The organism is Parafrankia irregularis (genome assembly GCF_001536285.1).
Classification (GTDB): domain Bacteria; phylum Actinomycetota; class Actinomycetes; order Frankiales; family Frankiaceae; genus Parafrankia; species Parafrankia irregularis.
Genome location: NZ_FAOZ01000016.1, coordinates 19859 through 45226, shown reverse-complemented (window position 1 = coordinate 45226; position 25368 = coordinate 19859). Strand labels below are relative to the sequence as shown.

Genomic DNA, 25368 nt, shown 5'->3' with positions numbered 1-25368 from the left:
GGTGGTTACGGAGGCGGAGGCGGGCTGACCTGCGCTTGCGCGTTCAGGAGGTCAGCCGCCTGCCGTGTCATCGACCCCAGTCAGGAGTGGACCACCTCGCGTGCGCGGGAGGCGCCGGCCCGCAGGGCGGGAATCAGCTCCCTGCCCCAGTCGACGACGTCGTCGTAGGGGTCGAAGCCGCGGATGAGGAACGTGTCGACGCCGATCTCGTGGTAGCGCAGCAGCGCGTCGGCGACCTGCTGTGGGGTGCCGACATGGCCGGAGGAGTTGCCGCCGGGGCCGGTCAGCGCGGTGACGCCGAACCAGAGGCGCTCGTCGTACACCTGCTGGCGGGCCGCCACCTCCTGCAGCCGGGCGGACGCCACAGAGCCGGACGTCGCGAACAGCGCCCTGCCCGCCGCAGCCGACCCCGCCGACCCCGCTGGCCCCGATGACCCGGCTGGCCCGGCGACCAGTGCCGCGCTCACCCGCGCGGCCTCGGCGCGGCGGCGGGTCTCGGCGGCGATCGTCTCGGCACGGGCCCAGGCGGCTTCCTCCGTCGCGGCGACGATCGGCCGGGTGGAGAGGCTGAAGCGCAGCGTGCGGCCGTGCTTCGCCGCCTGGGCGCGCAGCAGGGCGATGCGCTCCGCGGTCTGTTCGAGCGGCTCACCGAACAGCATGTAGACGTCCGCGTGCCGGGCACCCACCTCGACGGCCGCCTCGGACTGCCCGCCGAAGAACAGCGGGATGCCGGCGGCGGTCGCCGGCTTCACCGAGCTGTAGGCGCCTTCGAACCGGTAGAACGGCCCCTCGTGGTCGAACGGCGCGTCGGAGGTGAGCGTGCGCCGCAGGACGTCCATGAACTCCGCGGTGCGCGCGTAGCGGGTGTCGTGGTCGGCGAAGTCGCCGTCGCGGCGCTGGTCGGCGTCGTTGCCGCCGGAGATGTGGTGGATGGCGACCCGTCCACCACCGCTGAGCTGGTCGAGGGTGGCGAGCTTGCGGGCGGCCAGGGTCGGCGCGACGAAGCCGGGCCGGTGCGCGATGAGCACGCCGAGGCGCCGGGTGTGCGCCAGCACGTGGCCGGCGACGGCGAACCCGTCGGGTGCCGTCGCCCCGTAGCCGATGAGGACACGGTCGAAGCCGGCCTCGTCATGCGCCTGCGCGAACCGGGTCAGGTAGGCGGCGTCGACCGCGGGGCCGTCGAAGTACGAGCCGCGGGTCTCCGACACCTCCTTGGTTCCCACCATGCCGAGGATCTCGATGGCCATGTCAGCTCCTGCTCGCCTTCGTCGGCTTCCAGTGAGATTCAGGTCAGACGGACGCCGGGGCCGCGGCGGGCGCGGTCACAGCCGGTGTGCCGGAGCCGGAGCCGGTGACGGGGTCACGGTCGGCGGTCCGCTCGTGGACGAGCTTCACCAGGCTGCCGTAGTCCCGGGCGTCGGCGACCGGGTCGAAGCCGCGGATGAGCAGCGTTGAGACGCCGACGTTCACGTAGTCGACGAGCGCCTCTGCGACCTGCTCGTAGCTGCCGACCAGCGCGGTGGAGTTGCCGACGGCGCCGGTCACCTTGGCGATGGCGGTCCACAGCCGCTTGTCGTGGACGTCGCCCTCGTCGGCGTACTTCAGCAGCCGCTGGCTGCCGACCTGCTCGGAGCCCTTCAGGAACTTCTGGATGTCGGCGCTGCGTTCCCGGGTGAGCTCCAGGATCTCGGCGGCACGGTCCCAGGCGGCCTGCTCGGTGTCGGCGGGGATGGGCCGCAGGCTGACACTGAACCGCGGGTCACGCCCGTACGGGGCGGCGGCGGCCCGGACCTGCCGGATGCGCTCGACGATCCCGGCCAGCGGCTCGCCCCAGAACGCGTAGACGTCGGCGTGCTTCCCGCCGACCCGTACCGCGTCGTCGGAGGCGCCACCGAAGTAGATCGGGATGCGTCCGGCGGGCGGGCGCACCGCCGACCAGGCGCCGCGGATCTGGTAGAAGTCGCCGTCGTAGTCGAACGGGGCGGCCGACTCCCACTCGCGCCGCAGGATGTCGAGGAACTCGTCGGTGCGCCGGTAGCGGGTGGCCTTGTCGGTGAGGTCGCCGTCGCGGGCCTGGTCGGCGTCGTCCCCACCGGTGATGACGTGCAGGGCGATGCGGCCGGGGTTGAACGCGTCGATGGTGGCGTACTTGCGCGCGGCGATGGTCGGGGCGACGAAACCGGGCCGGTGCGCGAGCAGGACGCCGAGCTTCTTCGAGCGGGCGAGGATCTGGTCGGCGACGACGAAACCGTCCGGCATGAAGGAGGCGTGCGCGACCAGCACCCGGTCGAAGCCGGCTTCCTCATGGGCGCGGACGAACCCGTCCAGGTAGTCCGGGTCGACAACGGGGCCGGTCGAGCCCTGGGACTCGCTCCCGGCCGAGGTGGAAACCATCCCGATGAACTCAACGGACATCGTTGTTCACTCCTTTGTGGACAGGGCGGTCAGCGCCGCACCCGCGTCGACCGCGTCGACCGCGGCGCGCGCGGGGGCAGGTGCGGTGGAGGATGCCGCGGCGGGTGCGCTGGCAGGTGCGGTGGAAGTGGCAGTCGCTCCCGGCCCCGCGGCGGCGGAGATCGACGGCCTGGCGGCGTCGCGGCGCCGGACCGGCAGGTCGAGGTCCGCCGGCAGTGAAGCCGCCGGCGGTCGCGCCGCCAGCAGCGAGGCCGCCGGTGGCGCGACCGCCGGTGGCGATGTCACCGGCAGCGATGCTGCTGGTAGCGAGGACCGCCAGGTCTCGGTGTGATGGCAGGCGACGGTCCAGCCCGCCGCGGCGGGCAGCGCGGCAGGGGTGTGGTCGCAGGCGTCGGTGGCGAAGGGGCACCGGTGCGCGAAGCCGCAGGCGTCGGCGGGCCGCCGCTCGGCACCCGGTCCGCCGGCGGGCCGCCGCAGCTGCGGCGGGGTCGGGCCGTCCTCGTCGCGGATGCTCGGTGCCGAGGCGATCAGCAGCGCGGTGTAGGGATGCCGCGGCCGGTCGAACACCTCGGCGATCGGGCCGTCCTCGACTACGCGGCCGCGGTAGAGGACGACGACCCGGTCCGCGATGCCGGCGAGCGAGCTCAGGTCGTGCGAGATGATGATGATCCCCAGCCGGCCACGGCCAGGGTCCGCATCGGCTACGCCGGCGGAAACGGCAGGATGGGCGAGATCGGCGGGCTGACGGCGCAGCCCGTCCAGCAGCCGAAGGATGAGGTTGCGGTTCGATCCGTCCAGCGCGCTGACGGGCTCGTCACAGATGAGCAGCCGCGGGTCGTCGACGATCGCGCGGGCGATGGACGCCCGCTGCCGCTGGCCCCCGGAGATCGCCCCGGGCAGGCGGTCCGCCACCGCGGGGTCGAGGCCGACCCTGCGCAGCGCGTCGGAGACGGCCGCGCGGCGGTCGTCGCGGCTGCCGCGGCCGGCGACGGCCAGCCCCTCGGCGATGCTGGTGCCGATCGTGAGATCGGGATCGAGGGCGCGTAGCGGGTCCTGGAAGACGAAGCGGATGGCACCGCTGCGGCGGAAGTCCCGGCGGGCACGGCGGCGCAGGCCGCGGACGTCCCGGCCGTCGACCTCGACCTCACCGGCGTCGGTCCGGGTCAGACCGGCGATTGCGCGGGCGAGGGTGGTCTTGCCCGATCCGGTCTCGCCGATGACGCCGACGATCTCGCCGGGACGGACGGCCAGCGAGACGTCCCGCAGGACGGTCGTGCGCCGTCCCGGCCCGCTACGGGCCCGGAAGGAGACGGTCAGGCCACGGACGTCCAGCAGCGGCGCCGCGGCAGCCACCGGAACCGGTTCCGCGGAACCGTCCGGATGCGGTTCCGCGGAACCATCCGGGAACGGCTCCGTGACAACGGCGGTCCTGGTGGCGTTCATGCGGGTGCTCCTGCTCGCTCGGGGACACGGGGCGTCAGTTCGATCTCGCCCAGCCGGGCGCACCGCGCGAACCGCTCTCCCCCGGGCGTACCGGCCGGCGCGTCCGGCACCGCCCGCAGCTCCACCGGCGCCGCGCGGCAGGCGTCGGTGACGAAGGCGCAGCGGTCGGCGAACCGGCAGCCGGTGATCCGCGCGCCCACCGGTGGCGCGGCACCGTCGATGACGTCCAGCTCACGGCGCCGCCAGTCACCGACGGAGGCGACTCGCAGCAGCGCCGCCGTGTAGGGGTGGCGCGGGTTCGCCAGGACGTCCGCCGTGGGCCCGGCCTCGACGATCTCGCCGGCGTAGAAGACCAGGATCCGGTCGCAGAGCTGCGCGATCACGGCAAGGTCGTGGGAGACGGCGAGGATCGCCAGGCCGCGCTCGGCGCGCAGCAGGTCCAGCGCCTCCAGCACCTCCGCCTGCACGGTGACGTCGAGCGCGGTCGTCGCCTCGTCGGCGACGAGCAGGTCCGGCTCACCGGCGACGGCGATCGCGAGCACGACCCGTTGCAGCATGCCGCCGGACAGCTCGTGCGGGTACTGGTGGTAGACCAGCTCGGGCTGGTGCAGGCCGAGCGTGCCGAGCAGCGCGATCGCGGCCTGGCGGGCTTCGCGGCGGCGATGCCCGACCTTGATCCGGAACTGCTCGGCGAGCTGGCGGCCCACCGTGTGGGATGGGTTGAGGTACGAGCCGGGATCCTGGAAGACCGCACCGATGCGGGTGCCGCGCAGCCCGTCCCAGCGGCGCCGGGGCAGGTCGACGAGAGACGTCCCGTCGAAGTCGATCTCACCGGAGCTGACCGTGCAGCCGGGCGCGAGAACGCCGAGGGCGGCCCGGCAGGTCAGGGTCTTGCCGCTGCCGGACTCGCCGACGAACCCCACCGCCTCGCCGCGCCGGACGGTGAACGAGACTCCCTGCACTGCGGGGACTCCGCCGACGTCGCGGGCGCGCCGGCGCCGCCCGAACGGCGCGCCGCCGACGGTGATGTTCAGGTCCTCGACCCGAAGCAGGTCGTCAGGCATCGCGCACCTCCCGGTTCTGCCGGGGTATGGAGGACGTCGCCACCGCGGTGGTCTCGACGGGCCCGGTGGCCGTGGCCGTCGCGGCGGAGCTGGTCTGGGCTGTGTCGGCGGAGTCGCCGCCGCGGGCACGGCCGCTGCCACCGGGATCGCCGGTGACGATGCCGGTGGTGTCACGGAGCGCGTCCGCGAGCGCGTTCAGCGCAGCCACCGTGATGATGATCACCAGTGAGGGCGCGAGCGGTGCCCAGGGCCGCTGGGCGAGGTAGTTCAGGTCCGACGAGAGCATTCCGCCCCAGGTGGGCGCGGGAGGCTTCGTCCCGATGCCGAGGAACGACAGCGACGAGACCACCAGCAGCGACGCCGCCGCCCCGCTCGCCGCGGTCACCACGATGGTGGGCAGCACCTTGTTCCAGATGTGCGTCCGCAGGATCCACCAGCGGGACGCCCCGACCAGCTCGGCGATCTCGACGTACTGGGAGGAGGCCAGGCCGAGCGTCGCGGCCCGGGTGATCCGGAAGTAGTTCGGGGCGAGCACCAGGCCGATCGCGAGCATCGCCTGGTGGATGCCGTTGCCGATGATCCCGGTGACCGCGATCGCGAAGATGATGTAGGGCAGGGTGAGCAGCGCGTCGCTGATCCGCAGCGCGAGCCATTCGAAGGCCCGGCCGAACACCACCGACGCCAGCCCCGCGGGCGCACCGAGCAGGAGCCCGACGCCGACCGCCTCGGCCGCGCCGACCACCGAGCGGCCGGTGGCGTCCATCAGCCGGCTCAGCACGTCGCGGCCCAGGTAGTCGGTGCCCAGCCAGTGGGCGCCGCTCGGGTTCTGCAGGATCGCCTTCGGGTCCTGGGCGATCGGGTCCTGCGGCGCGAGCGAGCCGCCGGCGACCGCGAGGACGGCGACGACGGCGAGGACCAGCAGGGCGAGGCGCACCGAACGCAGCCGGATCATCCGGCGCAGCACGCTCATGATCGCCGCTCCGCGGCGGGGCGGAGCCGCACCAGCGCCACGTTGACCGCGACGTTGCAGACCAGAACCAGTGCGATCGAGGTGACGAGAACGCCCTGGATGACGGGAATGTCACCGCGCTCGGCGGCCTGCAGCGCCTGCTGCCCCAGACCGGGCAGGTTGAAGACCGCCTCGGCGACAACCGCACCGCCGATCAGCCGCGGCACGTACAGGCCGACAACGGTCAGCGCCGGTCCGACGGCGTTGCGCAGCGCATGGCCGAACACGACCCTGCGCACCGACAGCCCCCGCACGGTGGCACCGGTCACGAAGTTCTCCCGCAGGGTGCCCACCAGGGAGGTGCGGATCTGGCGCGTGAGCTCCGCACCGAACTCCACGCTGAGGGCGATCCCCGGCAGGATCACGAACTTCAGCCACTGACCGGGGTCCTCGGTGAACGGCACGTAGCCGCCGGAGGGCAGCACGGGCACCGTCACCGCGAACAGGATGATCAGACCGATCCCGACGACGAACGGCGGGATGGTCGACGCCACTGCGCACACCGCCGTGACCGCGCGGTCGAGCCGCCCGCCGTTGTTCAGCGCCGCCGCGATCCCGGTCACCCCGCCGACGAGGATGGCGACCACCGCGGCCACCAGCGTGATCGACAGGTCGACCGGCAGGGCCTGCGCGACGCTGTCCCGCACCGGCAGGGTGGTGAAGTAGGAGTAGCCGAGATCCCCGGTGAGCGCGTTGCCGAGCCAGCTCACGTACTGGACGAGGAACGGCCGGTCCAGCCCGAACTGGTGGTTCATCCGCTCGATGTCCTGCGGCGTGGCGAGATCCCCGAGCACGGTCGCAGCCGGGTTGCTGTCGGTGAGTGCGGTCATGCCGTAGGTGATGAAGGTGGCCAGCAGTGTCACCGGCACCCCCACCGCCAGCAGTTGCCCGAGGCCACGGGCCAGCCCGGACAGGCCCGATGGGCGCCAGCGGCGCAGCAGGCCCGCGCCCCCCGGAAGCCGCGACGGCCGCGACGGCTGCGACGGCTGCGACGGCTCCGGTTGGCCCCGTCCTCCGGAGCCGACGACGTCGAGGGTGGTCATGGTCAGCTGTTCCCGGTCACGGTGACGCCCTCGAACCGCTGCGCCATCAGGTAGCTGCCGACCGGCGACACGTTCGAGCGACGGGCCAGGATCCGCGGGTTGCTGAAGAGGAAGACGTTGGGCATGTTCTCCACGGCGACCTTCGTCGCCGCCTGCACGACGGACGCGTAGTTCGGGTCGTCCAGCGGCGTCGCGGTGATCTTCGCGACCGCCTCCTTGAGCGCCGGCGGGTTGGTCCGGCCCGGGTTCATCAGGCCCTGGTCGCCGAAGAGCACCTGGAACGCCTGCACGGGGCTCTCCCGCCCGGCGAACTGGTCGGTGAAGAACGGCTTCGCCCGCTGGATGTAGACCTGCTGGGTCGCCTGGGCCTGCGGGATGACCTCCAGCTTGACCCGGATCCCGGCCTTGGCGAGCTGCGCCTGGACCTGCTCGGGCAGCCCCTCGGCGACCGTGGTGGTGAGCGTGACGTCGATGCCGTCCGGGTGCCCGGCCTCGGCGAGCAGCTTCTTGGCCTTGGCCACGTCGTACGGGTAGGCGTTCTCCAGGGCGGCGTTGTGCCCGGCGTGCCCCTTCGGGAACGGCTGGTAGTTGACCTCGCCGACACCGAAGTTGACGGTGTCCACCAGTGCCTTCCGGTCGACCGCGTGCTTGATCGCCTGGACGACCTTGGGGTTGTCGAACGGAGCCACCGTGTTGTTGACGTCGAGCACGCTGATGACCAGCGATGAGATGACCTGCACCTCGAACCCGGCGGCCTTGACCGCGGTGAGCTGCGACGCGGGGATCATGGCGACGTCGAGGCGGCCCGACTGGAGCGACGCGAGGGCGGTGGCGGCCTCGGGCGCCGGGTAGAGCTCGAAGTTGTCCGGCTTGATGTTGGCGGCGTCCCAGTAGCCGGCGAAGCGCGTCAGCTTCGCGCTGTCGTTGGGCACGTAGGAGTTCAGCTGGAACGGCCCGGCGCCGACCGGCCTGGTCGCCAGCCCCTTCTCGTCGGTGTCGATGGCCTTCGGGCTGACGATCATCCCGGTCTTGCCGGCGAGAATGGCGGGCAGCTGGTAGTCGGTGTTCTTCAGGTCGATGCGGACGGTCGTCGCGTCGACCGCCACGACCTCCTTGAGGCTGGCGAGCTGGGCGGCCACCAACGAGTTCTTCGCGTCCCGGCCACGCTCGAGGCTCTTCTTGACGGCGGCGGCGTCCACCGCGGTGCCGTCGCTGAACGTGAGCCCGGAACGCAGGTGGAAGGTGACCGACGTGCCGTCAGCGCTGTACTCCCAGGAGCTGGCGAGCGCGGGCACCGGGTTCGCCTTCTCGTCCAGCTTCGTCAGGCCCGCGTAGACCAGCGAGAGGGCGTGGACGTCCCACCCGGCCGACGACGTGATCGGGTCCCAGGAGGTGACCAGCGCCCATCCCCAGCGCAGGGTGCCCCCGCTGGTGCTGCCACCCGAGGCCGAGTCACCGCCGCCCCCGCACGCCGCCAGCAGGATCGAGCCTCCGGCCAGCGCCCCCAGGCGCAGGAACCCACGTCGCCCCATCACCGGCGCCGCCGGCTCAGGTGACGAGGCGGAACTCAGGAAGGTCGTCCTCGGGGTACTCACGGGTTGGTCCTCTCAGGCATGAGAAACGTCAGGCGTGCGGCGAAGAAGTCAGGCGGAAGTCAGGCATGGCAGGGTGCCGACCGGCACGGATGCCGGTCGGTTACGGGCGCGCCGAAGACACGACCCGGCGGTGGCAGGGCACGGGACGTTCTCAGGCAGGGCGCGGGCAGGGCCGCGCAGGCGTCTGATGACGCCGCGGCGGACGAGGAACACGGAACGGGGGCGGTGGAGCGACGTCCACCGACGGGAGGCGGACGACAATGCCAGCGGCATACGAAATGCCGGCAGCAGGCATCTCGGGACCGGCTGTACAGCTGGCACGGGCGCGGGTGCCCGACCTGTCCACCGGTGACGGACGGTGGCTACCTACATCAACCCGGACCCGGTGGAGAGGACCAGGCACACCTGGCGGGGTGCCACGGAGCGTGGCACCGGACGCCGTCGACGACTAGCGACAGAGGGCGCTGGCGATCCGCACGAGGTCGACGTAGCGGCGCGCCACGCCGGTGTATGTCCACCGCATAGGTGAAGAATGCCCGATGACCAGGTAAAACGTCAATCACTACAACTGAGCGATCTATTTCACAAGCTCCGAGCCACCCGTACGCATCCATCTCACCACGCACCGTAGAGATCTGCCGCTGAAACCTTGTCAACCCTGTCGACAGGCAGTCACAACAACCAACAGAGAATCTCTATACGCGACGGGGAGTAATCACAGTCGACCGGTTACGCTCCGCAAGCGCTCCGCCTCGGCGATGTCGGCGGCTGCCGCGCTCAGCCGCAGCCGATGCCGGCGCCGGTAGGCCGACACCTGGCACTCCGGAGGCTGATCGATCAGCTCGACGATCGGTTCGACCGCCCGGTCGACCGGGGTGGCGGCGACCGCGGCCAGCGCCGACACCAGCGCCCGTGCCGGCCGGCTCAGCGCGCCCGCATGGCTGGTGCGCACGAAGCCGGGGTTGTAGAGCACGTGACGGATTCGACCCGCCGGGCGCGCACGCAACATCAGGCCGAGCAGCTCGTTGGCGCGCCGGCTCTGCTGGTTGGCGCGCCGGGCGGTGAACCGGCGGTCAAGCTGCAGGTCTCCCCACCTCACCGCGTCGCGGGACGCACCTGGCACCGAGGTGTTCAGAACCACCGGCCGGTCGGCGGCCTCAAGGCGGTCGGCCAGGCCGTGACTGAGCAGGTAGCGGCTCAGGTAGTAGAGGGCGAAGGTGTGCTCGAGACCCTCCGCCGTGACGGTGCGGGTGGTGCGCAGGTAGGCCGCGCAGAGGATGAGTGCGTCGATCTCGGGGAACCTCTCGGCGACCTCGACGACGACACGGCGGTTCTCCGCGGCGAGCGCCAGGTCCGCCTCGACGAAATGGGCCACCCCGGCGCCACTGACGCCACTGACGCCGCCGCCGGCCTCGGCGACCAGGCGGCGGAACTTCTCCTCGCTGCGGCCGATGACCACGACGTCGGCACCTGCCCGCAGGTAGTGCAGGGCCAGGGCCCGCCCGATGCCGTCAGTTCCCCCCGAGATGACGAATCTGCCCACGTCCACCGATCTCTCCCCTGCGGCCGGCGCCCCGTCGCCCTGAACTTGAGGAGACCCTCAAGTTCGGCCGAGGCTAGGGTAACTTGAGGGCACCGTCAACTTCCCCAGGTGAGGACATTGACCCCGACAGAAGACGAGCCCGGCCTGCGCAGAGACGCACGCCGCAACCGCGAGCAGCTGATCACCGCCGCGCGCGAGCTGTTCGCCGAGCGCGGCGTCGACGTCCCCCTGGAGGAGATCGCCCGCCGCGCCCGGGTGAGCATCGGCACGCTGTACAACCGGTTCCCGACCCGTGGCCACCTCGTCGACGCCGTGTTCGCCGACCGGGTCGCGGCGAGTGTGCGCATCGCCGAAGCGGCGCTCGACATGGACGACCCGTGGCAGGCGCTCGTCCTCCTGCTCGAACAGACCTGCGAGCTGCAGGCCGCCGACCTCGGCTACAACGACGTCGTCTCCCGGGCACTGCCGCTGCGCGGCGCCGCCGAGCAGGCCCGGGCCCGCGGCTATGAGCTGATGCGGCAGGTCATCGTGCGGGCCCAGGAGGCCGCGGTCCTGCGCGCGGACATCACCCTGGAGGACATGGCCTTCGTCCTGTGGGGCCACGCGCGCACCGTCGAGGCGACCGCGGCCGTCGCGCCCCGCGCCTGGCGACGCCATCTCGCGATCATGCTGGACGGCCTGCGCGCCGAGGCCGCCCACCCGCTGCCCGAGCCACCGCTTCGACCTGACCAGGCCCGACAGGCGCTGAGCGGTCAGTGCGCCGCGGAGCACGACGAGCCTCGGGCGCCTGGTGACGGCGGTCCACTGTCCAGGCCTCCGGGGCGTCAGGGCCGTGCCCACTACGATGCAGAGCAACAGTCGTGACTGGCGTGCTCGGGTGGAAGTGACCACCGGGGAGCGACGAATCTGCTGGCGGTGCCGCGCGCCTGGGCACTCCGACGTCCGCCGCATGCCCGTTGGAGGTCCACATGCACGAGCCCGCGATGACGCACCTGGCGGCCAGCGACCCCGAGATCGCCGGCCTGGTCGAGTCCGAGGCCCAGCGCCAGTTCGAGAAGATCCGGCTGATCGCCTCCGAGAACTACGTCTCCACCGCCGTCCTCGAGGCCTCCGGCTCCGTCCTGACGAACAAGTACTCCGAGGGCTACGCCGGCAAGCGCTACTACGAGGGCCAGCAGTTCATCGACCCGGTCGAGACCCTGGCGATCGACCGGGCGAAGGCGGTGTTCGGCGTCGAGCACGCGAACGTCCAGCCGTATTCGGGCTCGCCCGCCAACCTGGCCGTCTACCTGGCGTTCCTGCAGCCGGGCGACGCCGTGATGGGCATGGGCCTGCCCTCGGGTGGCCACCTGACCCACGGCTGGACGGTGTCGGCCACCGGCCGCTGGTTCCAGGGGGTCCGGTACGGAGTACGCCAGGACACCGGGCGGGTCGACCTCGACGAGGTGCGTGACCTCGCGCTCCAGCACCGGCCAAAGGTGATCTTCTGTGGTGGGACCGCGATCCCCCGCACCATCGACTTCCCCGCCTTCGCGGCGATCGCGGGCGAGATCGACGCCGTGCTCGTGGCGGACATCTCCCACATCGCCGGCCTGATCGCCGGTGGCGCCCACCCCTCGCCCGTGGGCCACGCACCGGTCATCACCACCACCACGCACAAGACCCTGCGCGGGCCCCGCGGCGCGATGATCATGTCGGACGCGGCGCACGCGTCCGCCCTCGACAAGGCGGTGTTCCCAGGCCTGCAGGGCGGCCCGCACAACCACACGACCGCCGCCATCGCGGTCGCGCTGCGCGAAGCCACCACCCCGGACTTCCGCGAGTACGCCCACCGCGTCGTCGCGAACGCGAAGGCGCTCGCCGAGGCGCTGTCCGCCCGCGGTTTCGACCTCGTCACCGGCGGCACCGACAACCATCTGATCCTGATCGACCTGACCAGCCGTGGCGTCGCCGGCAAGCCGGCCGCGAAGGCGCTGGACCGGGCCGGTATCGAGCTCAACTACAACACCGTTCCGTTCGATCCGCGCAAGCCGTTCGACCCGTCCGGCGTCCGGCTGGGAACGGCCGCGATCACCACCCGCGGACTGCAGCCGGAGCAGATGCCGACGCTGGCGGGCTGGATCGACGAGGCCGTGAAGGCCGCGGGCGACGACGACGAGACCACCATCAGCCGCATCGCCGGCGAGGTGCGAGACCTGATGACGGCCTACCCGATGTCCGGCTGGGTCTGATCACATCGCATATCCGCTCGGGCTCGCCCGGTCCACTGGCCGGGCGAGCCTGTTCCTGACGACGGCGCGGTCGACGGGAGAGCGCCCACACCGCCAGCTTGCCCGCGACGTATGGGGCGGTTCCGCGGAACCGCCCCGCCAGTCACCGTAGGACGTCGGCGAGGGCCCACGGGTACGGGGCAGGGGTCCGGTATTCCACTGTCGCCGGAGATGCTACGCACATCACAGCCGACTCGGCGATCGTGAGCCGACAGGCCCGCCAGAGATCACTGCGGATCGGTCACCACTCTCCCGGACGACCCGGTCACCACACGCAGCTCAAGCAGCCGACAGAACGCCGCATACACCACATCGGCGGCACCGGCGGTACTCGGCGGACCCTCTCCCCCCTTCGTCGCGTACAGTGCGCATACACCAACCTGTTGTACGCATCGTGACCAGGTAGCGCCACAAAAGGGCAAAAACTAGTACTTGCGACTACCCTTAGTAGTTCGTTACGGTGTGCTGGCACCAAACAAGCGACGGGTCGTACGCCGAGTTCTGCCCTAGGCCCGTCGTCCCCTCCTAGTGACCACCAGGGCAGAAGCGGGGGAACCAGGTTCCTCCGGATGGCCACCGCACCCAGGGCGGCCGTCCTCGGGGTGAAGTCGCCGCGCAACGCGCGCCGACCGGGCTTCCCGGCCCGAACCCGACAGCTAACCTCGCAGGCGTACGGGAAGGATCTGCGTGTACGCATGCTTCGAATAGCAGCCGGGACTGCATCCGTCCCTCGGAACGCCGCCGCGGTAATGCCGCGCCCGTAACCCGGGGTTGACACCGGAGATCTGGGGCCCGCTCGGGCCCGGACAAATTTCACGCCGATAGCAGAACGCGCGTCCATTCGCGCGCCTTTCGCGACCCAATTTCGTCGCGACTCATTGATCCGTGTACGGATCGTTGGCGCCTGAAGACGCCCTACCCGCCTGCTCTTCAACGTAGAAACGAGATATCTTGATGTCGACCGGAAAGCACCGCAAGTCCCCCAGCGTCCGCCGCCGAGGCCGTGGTCGCTCCGCTGCTGTTGCCGCGGCAAGCGTTATCGGGGCATCCGCCGGCCTGTTCCTCACCGCGAGCCCCGCCAGCGCGGCGGTAATCTCGGACACCAGCATCGCGCAGGCGGCGAAGAACGCCGGCCTGAACTCCTGCCGCGGAATTCCGCTGAGCACCTGGGTCGCCGTCGCGCTCGCCGAGTCGGGCGGCAACACCACCGCCCACGCGACCGTCGGTGAGGACTCCCGCGGCCTGTGGCAGATCAACATGCGCGCGCATGCCAGCTGGGTCGGAAACCGCGACCTCTACGACCCGAACGTCAACGCCTGGGCCGCACGGCAGGTCTGCCAGAGCCAGGGCATCACCGCGTGGAGCGCCTACACCAACGGCATGCACACGAAGTACCTGGCTCGTGGAGCCGCGGCAGCCGCGGCCGTGGGCAACTCGGTGAGCACCACGGTGTCCACCGCGCCGTCCGCCAGCGCCAACCGCGCCGTCGACTCGGGCTACATGCGGCTGGGCGTGTCCGGCCCCCGCTGGGATGTCTCCCTGGTGCAGGACCAGCTGCGTAAGCTCGGCTACCCGATCGTCGTCGACGGCTACTTCGGACCGCAGACCAACCACATGGTCATCGACTTCCAGAAGAAGCACGGCCTGGTGCCCGACGGCGTCATCGGCCCGCTCACCCACAAGGCCCTGTTCGGCTGATCGGCCGCACAACCGAATACCTGAGCGAGCGACCGGTCGATCAGCTGACCCTGGTCAGCTGATCGGAATCACCGATCGACTCGACGCACCGTCCCCGCCGCGGGCCCCTGGACATCCAGAGGCGTCACGGCGGGGACGCCGCGTTTTCCGGTGATAACCCGCACCCCCGGCATAGACTCGGCAGAAATGCGATCAAGCCGAGCTCCAGGCACCGTTACACGCCTTCCATTAATCACTACAGGCAACGCGGATCTTCTTGTGGATCCGAGCGGGGATTTCATACCGACTGCGGTGACTGGGACCCTTCCCGCACCACTCGTGATGAAACTTCGACGAAGCCCGGGGTGACGCGCGCCACAGGTCGGTGGTGACCGGGACACGGCGTACTGGATTCAGTGGACCGCAACGCCGTATCCGGGCACTCTCGGAGGCTGGGCCCGGGCCGGACGCCGCCACGGGCCGACCGTCCTACGACCAGGAGCGATGTTGTGCTGACCAGGATCGACCATGTCGGGATCGCCGTGGCCTCGCTGGAGGAGGCCATTCCTCGCTACGAGGCCGCATTCGGCCTGACGGTCGCGCATCAGGAGACCAACGAGGCGCAGGGCGTGCGCGAGGCCATGCTGCTGGTCCACAAGGGCGACACCGGCGGTTCCTACGTCCAGCTGCTGGAGCCGATCCGCGAGGACACCCCGGTCGGCAAGTTCCTGGCCAAGAAGGGGCCGGGCATCCACCACATCGCCTACGGCGTGGGTGACATCGACTCCGCGCTGGCCGCGCTCACCGTCGCCGGCTTCGACCTGGTCAACAAGACGCCCGTGCATGGCACGGCCGGCAGCCGCATCGCCTTCATGCACCCGAAGGGTGTCGGCGGTGTGCTCACCGAGCTGGTCGAGGCACCGGAAGGGCACTGACTCGGCGCCCCCGCACCGGCTCCCACACAAGGCACCGGGCGTCGGCCATCCCGCCGACGCCCGGTGCCCCACAGCCCGCAGTCCCCAGCCCGCAGCCCGCAGCCCGCGATCACCCGTGGGCCGTGAAGGCCCACCCGGCTGCCATCGTCACCACAGCACCGCGATCGCCACGTTGGCCACCCCGAGCCCACCTGCGGCGTGAGCCAGGGCCGCCGGCGCCTCGCGGCCGCGGGCGTTGCCCACGACGGCGACGCCGGCGACTGCCGCCGCGACGACGAGCTTGACCGCGATCTTGGCGTTGTCCACGTCCCGGTCCACGGCCCCGCTGGACGCAAGCCCCACCAGGATCATGCCCGTGACGATCTGGACGAGGGCGCCGTGCAGGATGCCGGGCGTGATGACCGGATGCGGCGAGCGGATCTGCGCGAGCCACCCTCCGACAATCATGGCCATCCCGACCAGGTGAAACACAACAACGATGTTGTAGACCACGCCCATGACGTCTTTTCTACAGGACGTAGAACATGGCCGGTTCAGCGGCGGCTCGTCGGAGCCGACCAGTCGTTGGTCGGGATCGGGTCGAGCGCCTGCACCGCGGTGCCGTTCCACCGGAAGCGCACCGTGGCCGCCCCCGCCGACGGGCAGCACATCGGATCATCAGGGCGGTACAGGTCGTACTGAAGCGCCACGGTGTCACTCGTGGACCACACCCACCGCACGTTCGCACTCGCGACGCTGTCGGTTCCGACGAACCGGCCGTGGTTGAAGAAGAACGCCTGCTGCGGATGTCCGTCCACGGATGACGTCAACCGCCCCACGATCGCGCTCAGCGCCCAGGCGGGTTCGTAGCTGCTGCTCCCCATCGGCGTGTAGCCGCGTTCCCGCACCAGTTGCACCGCCTGCGCGGGTGTCAACGCACCGGCCGGGGCCGCAGGTGTCGCGGTGCCTGGTGTGACAGCCGGTGTGCTCGCCGGTGCGGCGAAACTCGCCGAAGCCGTCACGGTCAGCACTGCGGTGAAGGTCAGCACGAAGATGAGCACGATGCGCCGCATGGGTCGCCCCCTTGGCCTCGTTTCCGCCAACCGGGTGACCATAGGCGCCCGTGGCGCGCTCCGCCCGCCAGGAAGGCGATTCGCGCGCTATCGGAACAGCGCGGATCAGAACATCGCGGTCAGACGTGCCCGAGAAACATCAGCACCATCCCGCCCGACATGACCAGCCTGGTGCCCCGCGGAACGACCGGATCCGGAAACGCCCTGACCAGCCAGGCGGTGATCCTGCGGGCGGATGTCCGCGCCGCCCAGCGGGCGGGCAGGCCCACCAGGGCCACCAGGCAGGCTCCGGCGAAGACGGCGACGCACCAGGCGCCGAGGGCGCCGTCGGTGCGCAGCGGCCAGCCCGCGAAACCGACCGCGCCCGACATGCACGCCATCGCCGCCGACTCGACGACGACCATGGCGCAGCATGACCAGACTCCGGGCGTCCCACAGTGTGGATGCAGCACCACCATCGCCAGCATGACGAGCGCGAGTGCCAGGTACACGGCGAAGAACGGCCACGCTCCGATGAGCCGCGGCGGGCCGACGAACATCACCGCCATCCCCGCCGCGACCAGCACGTGGGCGACCTCGATCCAGCCATCGGCGACCGTATGACCGGCCACCGGATGGCCCTCCGCCGGATGACCGGCCACCGGATGACCGAGCGTCAGGCGCCCGGCCGGGGTGGAGCGAAGCAGCCCGTACAGCCGCACGAGGTGAACCGCCGCCACCACCGCGGCCGCCGCGGCAGCCACGGCGGTGACCGGCCCCGGTAGCGGACCGAGCTCGGCCGCTACGGAATGAGGATGACCGGTCACCCTCCAGCGGCGATTTCGGCCGCCACCAGGGAGGTGATCCGGCCCGCGCGGGCCTCGTCGACGATGACTTCGAGCTGCTCGATGCTCATCTGGATCCGCTGGCCGAAGTCGTCCGTGAGCACAACCCGCCGGGTGGCCTCAGCCTCATGATCGATGTAGAGCTCCGGGCAGCCACAGCTGCACTTGCCACAGAACGTGATGACGCGACTCAAGGCTTCCGAACCGCTCACAGCACCTCCCCGCTGACACGGCAAACAGAAGATCATCTGAAGTGTAAGCCGTCGGGCCCGTCGAGCCGGGGCGTTCCGAACACCATCACATTGTCGTGACAAGGTGCCCGGCAGGCGCTCCCCGGCGCAGGCCAGACGCCGCCCGGGCGCTGCTCGCCACCACCCGGACGCCATCCGGCGCCAGACAGACGCTACTTGACCCCAGGCAACCACAGCCGGGTGCGGCCGGCACCCGGCCGGGTGCCGCACCCAGCTGTGCCGCTCAGCTGTGCCGTGCGGCCTCCAGCCAGGCGAGCACCGCGAGCACGCGCCTGTTCTCGGTGGGCTCCATCCGCAGGCCGAGCTTGGCGAAGATGCTGGCGATGTGGGACTCGACCGTCTTCGGGCTCAGGTGCACCTGTTGGGAGATCCCGCTGTTCGACAGCCCCTGCGCCATCAGTTCGAGGATTCGCCGTTCGCGGTCGGACAGCCCGAGCAGGCGGTGCGACTGCGGGTAGCCGGCGAGCAGGCGCGCGGCGATGTGCGAGTCGATGACGGGCTGCCCGTCCCGCAGTCGCTCAAGCGCGTCCCGCAGCGCCTGCCGGTTGGTGATGTTGTCCTTGCGCATGTAGCCGATCCCGTCGGCACCGCCGGCGAAAAGGTCGGCCGCGAACGGGTCGTCGTCGTGGGCGGTGACGACGAGAATGCCCATCGACGGGTGCGCGTCGCGCAACGCGCGGGCGGTCAGCAGCCCCTCGTTGGTCCGGGTGGGCGGCATCCGCATGTCCACGATCGCGACGTCGGGAGGAGCCTCGCGCACGGCCGCGAGCAGTTCGGTGCCGGTCGGCACCGACGCCGTGACCTGGACGCCGATCGTCGTGAGCAGAACACCGAGTGCCTCTCTGATGAGCCCACTGTCCTCCGCGATCGCAACACGCACACCGGATCTTCTCACGCCGGTGCTCACTGAGCCTTTTCCATCGTCGACTCCGACCTGCGGCACCCCGACGGTGCACCGTGAGATGGAAGAGGCTCACTGTCCCGATCACACCGGGATAACCCCCGGACGTTCCCGGGTAGGGCCGGTAGCCGCACCGGGACGAGTCCGGTACACCTGACCGATGCGGGTAGCGATCGCGGATGACAGCCCACATCTGCGCGCGGGGCTGCGTGCGCTCGTGGCCAGTGTCGGCGCGCAGGTCGTCGCGGTCGTCGGCCGCGGTCACGACCTCGTCGACGTCGTCACGGACGCCCCCGTCACCGAGCCGGTGGATGTCGCCCTGGTCGACATGCGGATGCCGCCGACCCTCACCGACGAGGGCCTGCGTGCCGCGCGGCAGATCAAGGCGCTGCGCCCGGCCACGGCGGTCCTGGTCTTCTCCGCCGACGACGAGGCGCCGTACGCGGCAGACCTGCTGCGCGACTCACCAGGCGGCGTCGGCTACGTCCTGAAGTCGACGATCACGGACCGCGACCAGCTGCGGTCGGTGCTGACGCGGCTGTCGGCAGGCGAGGTGGTCGTCGACAACGACGTGGCCCGCCAACTGCTGAGCCGGCCCGGTGTCGCACCGGCGCTCGCCGTGCTGGATGACCGTCAGCGCGCCGCGCTGGTGCTCGCGGTGCAGGGGAAGGCGGTCAGCGAGCCGATCCTGGCGGGGCTGCGCGGCACGCTCGGGTTCCCGCCCGCCCTCGGCGGCACCGCGGGCCCGGTCGCCGCCGAGCTCATCGCCTGGCTGCTCGCACCCGCCTGAGCAGCCGGCCCGCCGCACCGCCGGCCATCGTCCCAGCCGGGCTTCCGGCCGTAGTCCCGGTCACGCTTCCGGCCGTGGTCCCGGTCGCACCGTCCATCGTCGTCCCTGTAGTGCTGCCGGTCGTGGGCGCGCCGCGGTGACGCACCCGCAATGCCGCCCTCAGCACGGCGGACGTCCCCGGATACGGGTCGAACCGGGTGACGTCGAGGCCCCGGACGCCCGGGCGTCGGGCGGCGACCGATCGGGGCCGGGCGAACTCGCGCAGGCCGTCAGCCCCGTGGATCCGCCCGAACCCGCTCTCCCCGCGCCCGCCGAACGGGAGGGCGGGGATCGCGGCGAAGGACAACACCGAGTTCACCGACACCATGCCCGCATCGAGGCGCCCGGCGATCTCCCCGCCCCGGGCCCGGGAGAAGACGGCCGCGCCCAGTCCGTAGCGGCTGTCGTTGGCCAGGGCAACCGCCTCGTCGACGTCGGCGACGGTCCGCACGGTCATGGTCGGGCCGAACGTCTCCTCCTGGACCGCCGCGCTGTCCTCTGGCACGTCGACCAGCACGATCGGATCGACGAACCGGCCGCGCACCGCCTGCGGCCCGCCGAGCAGGGCCGACCCGCCGCGGGCGAGCGCATCCGCGACATGGCGGCGGACGACGTCGGCCTGGCCCGGCATCGTCATCGGGCCGTAGGCGGCCTGCGGATCAGACCCGGGCCGGACGTCGGCGAGCTGGCGGCCCAGCTCGGTGAGGAAGGCGTCGCGCACACCGGCCACGACGTAGACGCGTTCGACCCCGGCGCAGGTCTGACCGGCGTTCGAGGCCGCACCCCAGGCCACCATCCTCGCCGCGGCGGCGATGTCGGCGTCCTCGGCGACGATCGCCGCGTCCTTGCCTCCGCACTCGGCGACCACCGGGGTGAGCGTGGCAGCGCAGGTCGCGAGCACCTTCCTGGCTGTCGCGCCCGACCCGGTGAAGGCGATCTTGTCAACACCCGCCCGGCACAGGGCCGTCCCGGTCTCGCCACCACCGGTCACCCCGACGAGGACGCCGTCGGGCAGCTCCGGGTTCGCCGCGGTGAAGCCCTCGACGAGGAGCAGGCCAAGCGCGGAGGTCAGCTCACTGGGCTTGAACACGACCGTGTTGCCCGCGGCGAGCGCGTAGGCGAGGGAACCGGTCGGGGTCAGCAGCGGGTAGTTCCACGGCCCGATCACCCCGACCACGCCGTAGGGCAGGTAGCCGACCCGCGCGGCGTAGTCGATCATCAACGCGGTGGTGCGGACCCGGCGCTCGCGCAGCACCGGGCGGGCGTTGCGCGCCGCCCAGCGGATGTGTTCGCAGGTCAGCAGGAGCTCGAGGCGGGCGGCGATCGCCGGCTTGCCGTTCTCGGCGTGGACGAGGTCGACGATCTCATGCTCATGGGCGGCCAGCCAGGCCGCCCAGCGCAGCAGGGCGGCCCGCCGGCCGGCGAAGCCGGCCGCCTGCCACGCGGACCGCGCGGACCGCGCCGACCGCACGGCGGCGGCCACCTCGTCGGCGGACATCACCGCGAAGGTTCCGACGACCTCGTCGGTCGCCGGGTTACGTGACTCGAACTTCGCTTCCGCTGCCTGCGCTGCCATGACGTTCCGCCTTCGTCCCCGCGTCCGATGTCCCCTGCGTCCGGACGCACCCGCCTCGCCGTCGGGCCGCGGGCCCTATTTGCCCTGGAAGATCGGGGGGCGCTTCTCAGCTCGCGCCCGGCGGCCTTCCTGGGCGTCGTCGCTGGCCCAGCATGCCTCATAGGCGGCGGTCACGGCCGCCGACGGTCGGGCGGCCGCGTCGACGGCCTCGTTGAACGCCCGCTTCGAGTACGCGAGCGTCAACGGCGCGAGCCCGGCCAGCTCCTGGGCCCAGGCGACGGCGACGTCGAGCTCACCGGAGCGCTGCACCAGGCCGAGGTCGATCGCCCGCTGCGCCGCCACGGTCTCGCAGCCGATCACGACCGCGCGTGCCGTCCCGCCACCGGCGAGCGCGGCGAGGCGACTGAGCGTCCACGGGTCGACCGCGAGGCCCAGCCGGGCCGTCGGAATCGCGAACGAGGCGCGTTCGGCGGCCACCCGCAGGTCGGCGGCGAGGGCGAGCTGCAGACCGGCGCCGATCGCCGGGCCGTTGACGGCCGCGATCACCGGAACGGCGGCATCGGTGATGGCGTGCAGTGCCGCGTAGAGCGCCTCGGTGAACGCCTCGCCGTACACCTGGTCGAGGTCCGCGCCGGCGCAGAAGCTGGTGCCGACACCGGTGAGGACGATGGCGCGCGCGCCGGCGTCCACCGCCTGCCCCACGCCGTCGCGCAGGCCCTGGCAGTGGTCGATGTCCAGGGCGTTGCGCCGATCCGGCCGGTCGATGCGCACAATCGCGATCTTGTGGCCGGTTCCGGCGGGACTCTCGGCGTCGGCGGACGATTCGGATCCGGCGTGGATTTCGACATCTATCACGGCGTCAACCCTCCCAGATCTGCCCTCGCTGCTCCCGCAGTAGTGAGGAGCCACCAACAAGCACGTGATCGACCAGCGACCACGGGCTCGGATCCGGCAGCGCCAGGCACTGTCGGCGCAGCGCCGCGGCGTCGGCGTCGGCCTCGGCACGCACCTGCGCGAACCAGGCCGGCTCGTGGGTGTGTGCCAGCAGCCGCTCCAGCCGGTCGATCGGGTCCCGCGCGCCCCACCAGGCGACCTCGGCCGGCTCCTGGTACCTGGTCGCGTCGTCGGACGTCGTGTGCGGTGCCATCCGGTAGGTGTTGGCCTCGACGAGCACGGGGCCCTGGCCGGAACGGGCGTGCTCAAGCGCCCAGCCGGTCACCGCATGCACGGCGAGCACATCGTTGCCGTCGACCCGGACCCCGGGAAAGCCGAACCCCTCCGCGCGCCGCGCGAGGGGCACGGGCGACTGGCGACGGCTCGGCGTGGAGATCGCCCACTGGTTGTTCTGGCAGAAGAACACCACGGGTGCCGCGAAACTGGCCGCCCAGACGAAGGCCTCGTTGGCGTCGCCCTGACTCATCGCACCGTCGCCGAGATAGACCATCACCACCTGCGGGTCGCCATCTCGAGCGGCGCCTTCGTCGATTCGCACGCCGAGGCCGTAGCCGACCGCGTGCAACGTCTGCGAGGCCAGCACCAGCACGTAGTTGGCCACCTTGTACAGCTCCGGATCCCAGCCGCCGTGCGTCACGCCACGCAGTAGCCGCAGGACCTCCACCGGCGGGATACCCCGATGCCAGGCCACCGCGTGTTCCCGGTAGCTGGGGAACAGGAAGTCGCCCAGGCGGGCGGCCGCGGCCGAGCCCACCTGCGCGGCCTCCTGGCCACGCAGCGGAATCCACAGGACCAGCTCCCCCTGCCGCTGCAGGGCTGTCGCCTCCTCGTCCAGCCGCCGGGCCCGCACCATCTCCCGGTAAAACGACTCCGTCTGGCGAGAATCCGCGCGCACCGCGAACCGCGGATCATCGACGAGCGACCCGTCCGGTGCCAGCAGCCGAACGCCCTCGTCAAACGGCGTTGCGTTCTCACCGCGTTCCGCCATCAACGACATCCGTATTCATCCCGTCTGGTCGACGACTCGTTTACGACGCTGGAACGGAGGGGAAACCCGGGGTATCCATCACCCGACCCAGGGGGCCATCCGTCGTGTTTCAAATTCTGTGGATAGTAGTGGCAGGTCTCGTCATCGGGCTCATCGCGCGCTTCATCGCACGCGCGGCCGGGCACGGCCGGTACGACATCCCGCTCTGGCTCACCGTGGCCATCGGTATCGTCGGCGCCCTCGTCGGAAATGTCATAGCGAGCGCGATCGGGGTGCGCAACACGTCGGGTATCGACTGGATTCGCCATGTTCTTCAGATCGGCGTCGCGGTCGCCCTGGTCGCCGTCGCCGCCCCGCTGTGGGCCAACCGCGCCAAGGCGCACGCACGCGGCGACCGTGACCGCTACACCGCGCACCACTAGGCCGCCCCGCCAGGCCACGCGAGGTGCTGCGTGGCCAGCACGGCGACCCGCCCCGGGGCCGACGGCACCCACCGGTGCCCGCGGCCCCGGGGCGGCACACGCACCTCGGCCCACGGCGACCCGGCGGAGGCTCCACGAACCACCGGACACCCGCCGGCTCATTTCGGATGCCCAAACATCGGACGCCCTGCTTTTGGGCACGCTATCGGACACAGCTATACATAGGCCTCGTCCACGTAGCACCAACGCCAGTGCTCGCCGGGCTGGAACGAACGAACGACCGGATGGCCCTCCGTATGCGCGTGTGCGCGGGCATGGCGCAGCGGCGAGGAGTCACAACAACCCACATTGCCACAGGTGAGACACAGCCTCAGATGCACCCAGGACGAGCCGACCCGCAGACACTCGGTGCAGCCATCTGGTGTTGTCGGTACAACCGGCCGGATCATCGACAGATGAGGATCATCAGCAACGCTCACGTCCTCATTCTCCATTGAACGGCCGCTCGTCGTGAGGCGGGTTGTATCACCGCCTCGGGCAGCCTCTGGCGACACCTGATCAGTATCCCGATCAGTACACAGACACTCCCAGTTCACGGAGAATCCGACTGGCCGACAGATCCAGTACCGATCGGGCATCACCGCCCATCTCGCCGTCACCCGCAGCACCGCCACCCGCAGCACCGTCGCCGGCAGCACCGTCGCCGGCAGGCCGGGCCCACACGAGCTCAGGCGCCGCGCGCGAGATCCTTGTCGAGGACGACGAAGACGAGATCCGTCCGGCGTGGCAGGCCGAACCGCTCGTCCCCGTAGGGGAACGGCTCCCGGCGGGAGGTGCGCCGATAGCCACGCCGCTCATACCAGGCGATCAGCTCGTCCCGCAGTGAGATCACGAGCATCTCCATCCGGGCCGCATGCCACTGCCGGCGTGCGAACTCCTCGGCGGTGGCGAGCAGCCGGTCGCCGACGCCCCTGCCCTGCAGATCCGGGCGCACGGCGAACATCCCGAAGTACGCGCCGTCGGGTCGGCGTTCCAGCTCACAGCACGCGACGATGGTGCCCGCCGGGTCGACCGCGGCCAGCAGCCGCAGATCCGGCCGCGCGATCGCCGCCAGAACCATCTCCAGATCCGTGCGCTGGCCGTCGAGAAGGTCGGCTTCGGTGGTCCAGCCGACCCGGCTGCCCTCGCCGCGATACGCCGACTCGATCAGCTCGACCAGCGCGGCCGCGTCCTGGCTGTCGGCGACACGCACGGTGATATCACCGGCGGCGGTCATCGTGCCGCCGCGCCGGCGAGCTCGGTGGCCAGCCGCGGCAGGACCGTGCTGAGCTGCGCGTCCAGTGTGAAAGCCGCCCGGGCGTCGCCGCGGGTGGGGCCCTGGTTCACGATTCCGACCGGGATGCCCAGCTCCCCGGCCCGCAGCACGAACCGGTAGCCCGACATGACCGCCAGCGAGGATCCGAGCACCAGCAGCGCACGGGACTGCGTGAGCAGGTCGACAGCCGCGGCGAGCCGGGCCGGCGGCACGGTCGCGCCGAAGAACACGACGTCGGGCTCGAGGTCACCGTCGCAGTCAGCGCAGCCGACCACGGCGAAACCGTCGATCTCGGCCTCGGCGAGCGTGGCGTCGCCGTCCGGGTTGACCTCGGCGCCCAACGGCGAGCCCGCGACGGCTCTGCTGTCGAAACCGTGGTTGCCGAAACCGGGGTTGCGCAGCCGCAGTCGGCGGTCGAGATCGGCCCGGTCGCTGAGGACCCCGCAGCCGCGGCAGCGGACCCGCGCGAGGCTGCCGTGCAGGTCGATCACCCGCCGTGAGCCGGCGGCGCTGTGCAGGCCGTCGACGTTCTGGGTGATGACGCCGTCCACCAGTCCGGCCCCCTCCAGCGCCGCGACGGCGTGATGGCCCGGGTTGGGGCGGGCCAGCGCGACGTGCCGCCAGCCGACGTGGCTGCGGGCCCAGTACCGGCGCCGGGACTCGGCGTCCCCGGTGAACTGCTGGTAGGTCATCGGGGTGTGCCGGCGCAGCGACCCGTTCGGGCCGCGGTAGTCCGGGATGCCGGAACCCGTCGAGATCCCCGCGCCGGTGAGCACGGCGACGCCGCCGGCCGCGACGAGATCCCGCAAGGAGGCGAAGGCCATGTCTCCGAGCGTAGGGCGCGCCGGGCGGACATCAGGCCCGGTCTGGGTGGTCATGCTCACCACGGCGCCACCGTCCCGCCGCGGCGCAGGTCGTCACGTGTCGGGTGGTGCCGCTCACATCACAGACGTACCGTTAGGCCGTGAACACGCACCGCAAGGACCATGCCGATATAGCTGGCCCAAGCGCTCCACCCTGCCACCCCGCCGGCGAACTCACCGGCGAGACGGGCCACTGCATCACCTGTTCGGACGACGCGATCGAGATGGAGATCGTCCGACTGGAGGAGGGCGGACTGGCCGTCGCGAGGGCCTCTGCGGGGGTGGAGGAGATCAGCATCGCGCTGGTCGAGGCGCAGGCGGGCGACACCGTCCTGGTGCACGCCGGGGAGGCGATCGCCGTCGTCTGAGATCAGTGATCGGTCGACGACGGAAGGGGTG

27 protein-coding genes and 2 riboswitches are annotated in these 25368 nt (G+C 71.3%); of the genes, 7 read left to right on the top strand and 20 right to left on the bottom strand.

Translation table 11 applies throughout. The features are described from left to right. Positions 1–80 precede the first annotated feature (80 nt). The 9 genes from AWX74_RS22565 to AWX74_RS22530 form a co-directional block, all read right to left on the bottom strand. Positions 81–1247, bottom strand: coding sequence for an LLM class flavin-dependent oxidoreductase (locus AWX74_RS22565; RefSeq protein WP_091280412.1), 1167 nt, complete (start codon positions 1245–1247; stop codon positions 81–83). 43 nt (positions 1248–1290) lie between these two features. Further along, complete coding sequence (locus AWX74_RS22560; RefSeq protein ID WP_091280408.1) at positions 1291–2415, bottom strand: LLM class flavin-dependent oxidoreductase; 1125 nt, start codon at positions 2413–2415, stop codon at positions 1291–1293. Positions 2416–2421: 6 nt separating this feature from the next. Continuing rightward, positions 2422–3858, bottom strand: coding sequence for an ABC transporter ATP-binding protein (locus tag AWX74_RS22555; RefSeq protein ID WP_226930753.1), 1437 nt, complete (start codon positions 3856–3858; stop codon positions 2422–2424). Then, positions 3855–4922: an ABC transporter ATP-binding protein gene (locus AWX74_RS22550; protein ID WP_091280405.1), complete on the bottom strand. Its 1068-nt coding sequence runs from the start codon at positions 4920–4922 to the stop codon at positions 3855–3857. Before AWX74_RS22550 ends, AWX74_RS22555 begins: the two co-directional genes overlap by 4 nt. Next, positions 4915–5892 (bottom strand): ABC transporter permease, encoded by a 978-nt coding sequence (locus tag AWX74_RS22545; RefSeq protein ID WP_091280403.1) that lies wholly within the window; start codon positions 5890–5892, stop codon positions 4915–4917. The genes AWX74_RS22550 and AWX74_RS22545 overlap by 8 nt, the downstream gene beginning before the upstream one ends. Then, on the bottom strand, positions 5889–6974 hold the full coding sequence (locus AWX74_RS22540; RefSeq protein WP_091280401.1) for an ABC transporter permease: 1086 nt from the start codon (positions 6972–6974) through the stop codon (positions 5889–5891). Before AWX74_RS22540 ends, AWX74_RS22545 begins: the two co-directional genes overlap by 4 nt. 2 nt (positions 6975–6976) lie before the next feature. Beyond that, entirely contained in the window at positions 6977–8569 is a 1593-nt protein-coding gene (locus AWX74_RS22535; RefSeq protein ID WP_242666358.1) for an ABC transporter substrate-binding protein, read from the bottom strand. Positions 8570–9017: 448 nt separating this feature from the next. Then, positions 9018–9092 (bottom strand): putative leader peptide, encoded by a 75-nt coding sequence (locus AWX74_RS42585; protein ID WP_369809824.1) that lies wholly within the window; start codon positions 9090–9092, stop codon positions 9018–9020. A 192-nt stretch (positions 9093–9284) separates the two neighbouring features. Further along, positions 9285–10118, bottom strand: a complete 834-nt coding sequence (locus tag AWX74_RS22530; RefSeq protein WP_091280395.1) for an SDR family NAD(P)-dependent oxidoreductase — start codon at positions 10116–10118, stop codon at positions 9285–9287. Positions 10119–10229: 111 nt separating this feature from the next. Here AWX74_RS22530 and AWX74_RS22525 point away from each other — a divergent pair, with 111 nt between their 5' ends. The 4 genes from AWX74_RS22525 to mce all read left to right on the top strand — a co-directional run bounded on the left by AWX74_RS22525 (position 10230) and on the right by mce (position 14994). Next, positions 10230–10976, top strand: a complete 747-nt coding sequence (locus AWX74_RS22525) for a TetR/AcrR family transcriptional regulator (RefSeq protein WP_207550388.1) — start codon at positions 10230–10232, stop codon at positions 10974–10976. Further along, a riboswitch (ZMP/ZTP riboswitch) is annotated at positions 10963–11051 on the top strand. Its footprint overlaps the gene before it by 14 nt. Positions 11052–11080: 29 nt before the next feature. Continuing rightward, a complete protein-coding gene (locus AWX74_RS22520) occupies positions 11081–12343 on the top strand; it encodes a serine hydroxymethyltransferase (RefSeq protein ID WP_054571171.1) in 1263 nt (420 codons plus the stop codon). A 562-nt stretch (positions 12344–12905) separates the two neighbouring features. Continuing rightward, positions 12906–13067, top strand: a riboswitch (cyclic di-AMP (ydaO/yuaA leader). Positions 13068–13336: 269 nt separating this feature from the next. Next, the gene (locus AWX74_RS22515; protein WP_091280393.1) at positions 13337–14080 is read left to right on the top strand and encodes a peptidoglycan-binding protein; all 744 of its coding nucleotides are present in this window, start codon (positions 13337–13339) and stop codon (positions 14078–14080) included. Between the two features lie 488 nt (positions 14081–14568). Then, the gene (mce, locus tag AWX74_RS22510) at positions 14569–14994 is read left to right on the top strand and encodes a methylmalonyl-CoA epimerase (RefSeq protein ID WP_006543187.1); all 426 of its coding nucleotides are present in this window, start codon (positions 14569–14571) and stop codon (positions 14992–14994) included. Between the two features lie 147 nt (positions 14995–15141). Here the strand turns inward: mce and AWX74_RS22505 are convergent, their stop codons facing one another. From AWX74_RS22505 to AWX74_RS22485, 5 genes are all read right to left on the bottom strand, one after another. Next, entirely contained in the window at positions 15142–15492 is a 351-nt protein-coding gene (locus tag AWX74_RS22505; protein ID WP_006543188.1) for a hypothetical protein, read from the bottom strand. 35 nt (positions 15493–15527) lie between these two features. After that, positions 15528–16046: an LppP/LprE family lipoprotein gene (locus tag AWX74_RS22500; RefSeq protein ID WP_091280390.1), complete on the bottom strand. Its 519-nt coding sequence runs from the start codon at positions 16044–16046 to the stop codon at positions 15528–15530. A 119-nt stretch (positions 16047–16165) separates the two neighbouring features. Beyond that, positions 16166–16789: a DUF5134 domain-containing protein gene (locus AWX74_RS22495; protein ID WP_242666357.1), complete on the bottom strand. Its 624-nt coding sequence runs from the start codon at positions 16787–16789 to the stop codon at positions 16166–16168. A gap of 59 nt (positions 16790–16848) precedes the next feature. After that, on the bottom strand, positions 16849–17082 hold the full coding sequence (locus tag AWX74_RS22490) for a hypothetical protein (protein WP_006543191.1): 234 nt from the start codon (positions 17080–17082) through the stop codon (positions 16849–16851). Positions 17083–17344: 262 nt separating this feature from the next. Beyond that, positions 17345–18001: a response regulator transcription factor gene (locus tag AWX74_RS22485; protein ID WP_091280603.1), complete on the bottom strand. Its 657-nt coding sequence runs from the start codon at positions 17999–18001 to the stop codon at positions 17345–17347. Between the two features lie 181 nt (positions 18002–18182). Between AWX74_RS22485 and AWX74_RS22480 the strand changes: the two genes are divergently transcribed. Then, positions 18183–18812 carry a response regulator gene (locus AWX74_RS22480; RefSeq protein WP_091280384.1) on the top strand — a complete coding sequence of 210 codons (630 nt, stop codon included), beginning with the start codon at positions 18183–18185 and terminating at the stop codon, positions 18810–18812. Here the strand turns inward: AWX74_RS22480 and AWX74_RS22475 are convergent. The 3 genes from AWX74_RS22475 to AWX74_RS22465 all read right to left on the bottom strand — a co-directional run bounded on the left by AWX74_RS22475 (position 18784) and on the right by AWX74_RS22465 (position 22369). Next, positions 18784–20427 carry an aldehyde dehydrogenase family protein gene (locus tag AWX74_RS22475; protein WP_091280380.1) on the bottom strand — a complete coding sequence of 548 codons (1644 nt, stop codon included), beginning with the start codon at positions 20425–20427 and terminating at the stop codon, positions 18784–18786. The two genes, AWX74_RS22480 and AWX74_RS22475, sit on opposite strands and share 29 nt — an antisense overlap. 75 nt (positions 20428–20502) lie before the next feature. Continuing rightward, on the bottom strand, positions 20503–21282 hold the full coding sequence (locus tag AWX74_RS22470) for an enoyl-CoA hydratase (RefSeq protein WP_091280378.1): 780 nt from the start codon (positions 21280–21282) through the stop codon (positions 20503–20505). A gap of 4 nt (positions 21283–21286) precedes the next feature. Further along, positions 21287–22369 carry a thiamine pyrophosphate-dependent enzyme gene (locus tag AWX74_RS22465; RefSeq protein ID WP_091280600.1) on the bottom strand — a complete coding sequence of 361 codons (1083 nt, stop codon included), beginning with the start codon at positions 22367–22369 and terminating at the stop codon, positions 21287–21289. Between the two features lie 104 nt (positions 22370–22473). Between AWX74_RS22465 and AWX74_RS22460 the strand changes: the two genes are divergently transcribed. Then, complete coding sequence (locus tag AWX74_RS22460) at positions 22474–22791, top strand: GlsB/YeaQ/YmgE family stress response membrane protein (protein ID WP_091280375.1); 318 nt, start codon at positions 22474–22476, stop codon at positions 22789–22791. A gap of 215 nt (positions 22792–23006) precedes the next feature. Here AWX74_RS22460 and AWX74_RS22455 read toward each other — a convergent pair whose 3' ends face one another. The 3 genes from AWX74_RS22455 to AWX74_RS22445 all read right to left on the bottom strand — a co-directional run bounded on the left by AWX74_RS22455 (position 23007) and on the right by AWX74_RS22445 (position 24930). After that, positions 23007–23285, bottom strand: a complete 279-nt coding sequence (locus tag AWX74_RS22455) for a UBP-type zinc finger domain-containing protein (RefSeq protein WP_076832686.1) — start codon at positions 23283–23285, stop codon at positions 23007–23009. 233 nt (positions 23286–23518) lie between these two features. Then, positions 23519–24067 carry a GNAT family N-acetyltransferase gene (locus AWX74_RS22450; protein ID WP_091280371.1) on the bottom strand — a complete coding sequence of 183 codons (549 nt, stop codon included), beginning with the start codon at positions 24065–24067 and terminating at the stop codon, positions 23519–23521. Continuing rightward, entirely contained in the window at positions 24064–24930 is an 867-nt protein-coding gene (locus AWX74_RS22445) for a Sir2 family NAD-dependent protein deacetylase (protein ID WP_091280368.1), read from the bottom strand. Before AWX74_RS22445 ends, AWX74_RS22450 begins: the two co-directional genes overlap by 4 nt. Before the next feature lie 140 nt (positions 24931–25070). Between AWX74_RS22445 and AWX74_RS22440 the strand changes: the two genes are divergently transcribed. Continuing rightward, complete coding sequence (locus AWX74_RS22440) at positions 25071–25337, top strand: HypC/HybG/HupF family hydrogenase formation chaperone (RefSeq protein ID WP_091280365.1); 267 nt, start codon at positions 25071–25073, stop codon at positions 25335–25337. Positions 25338–25368: the final 31 nt, after the last annotated feature.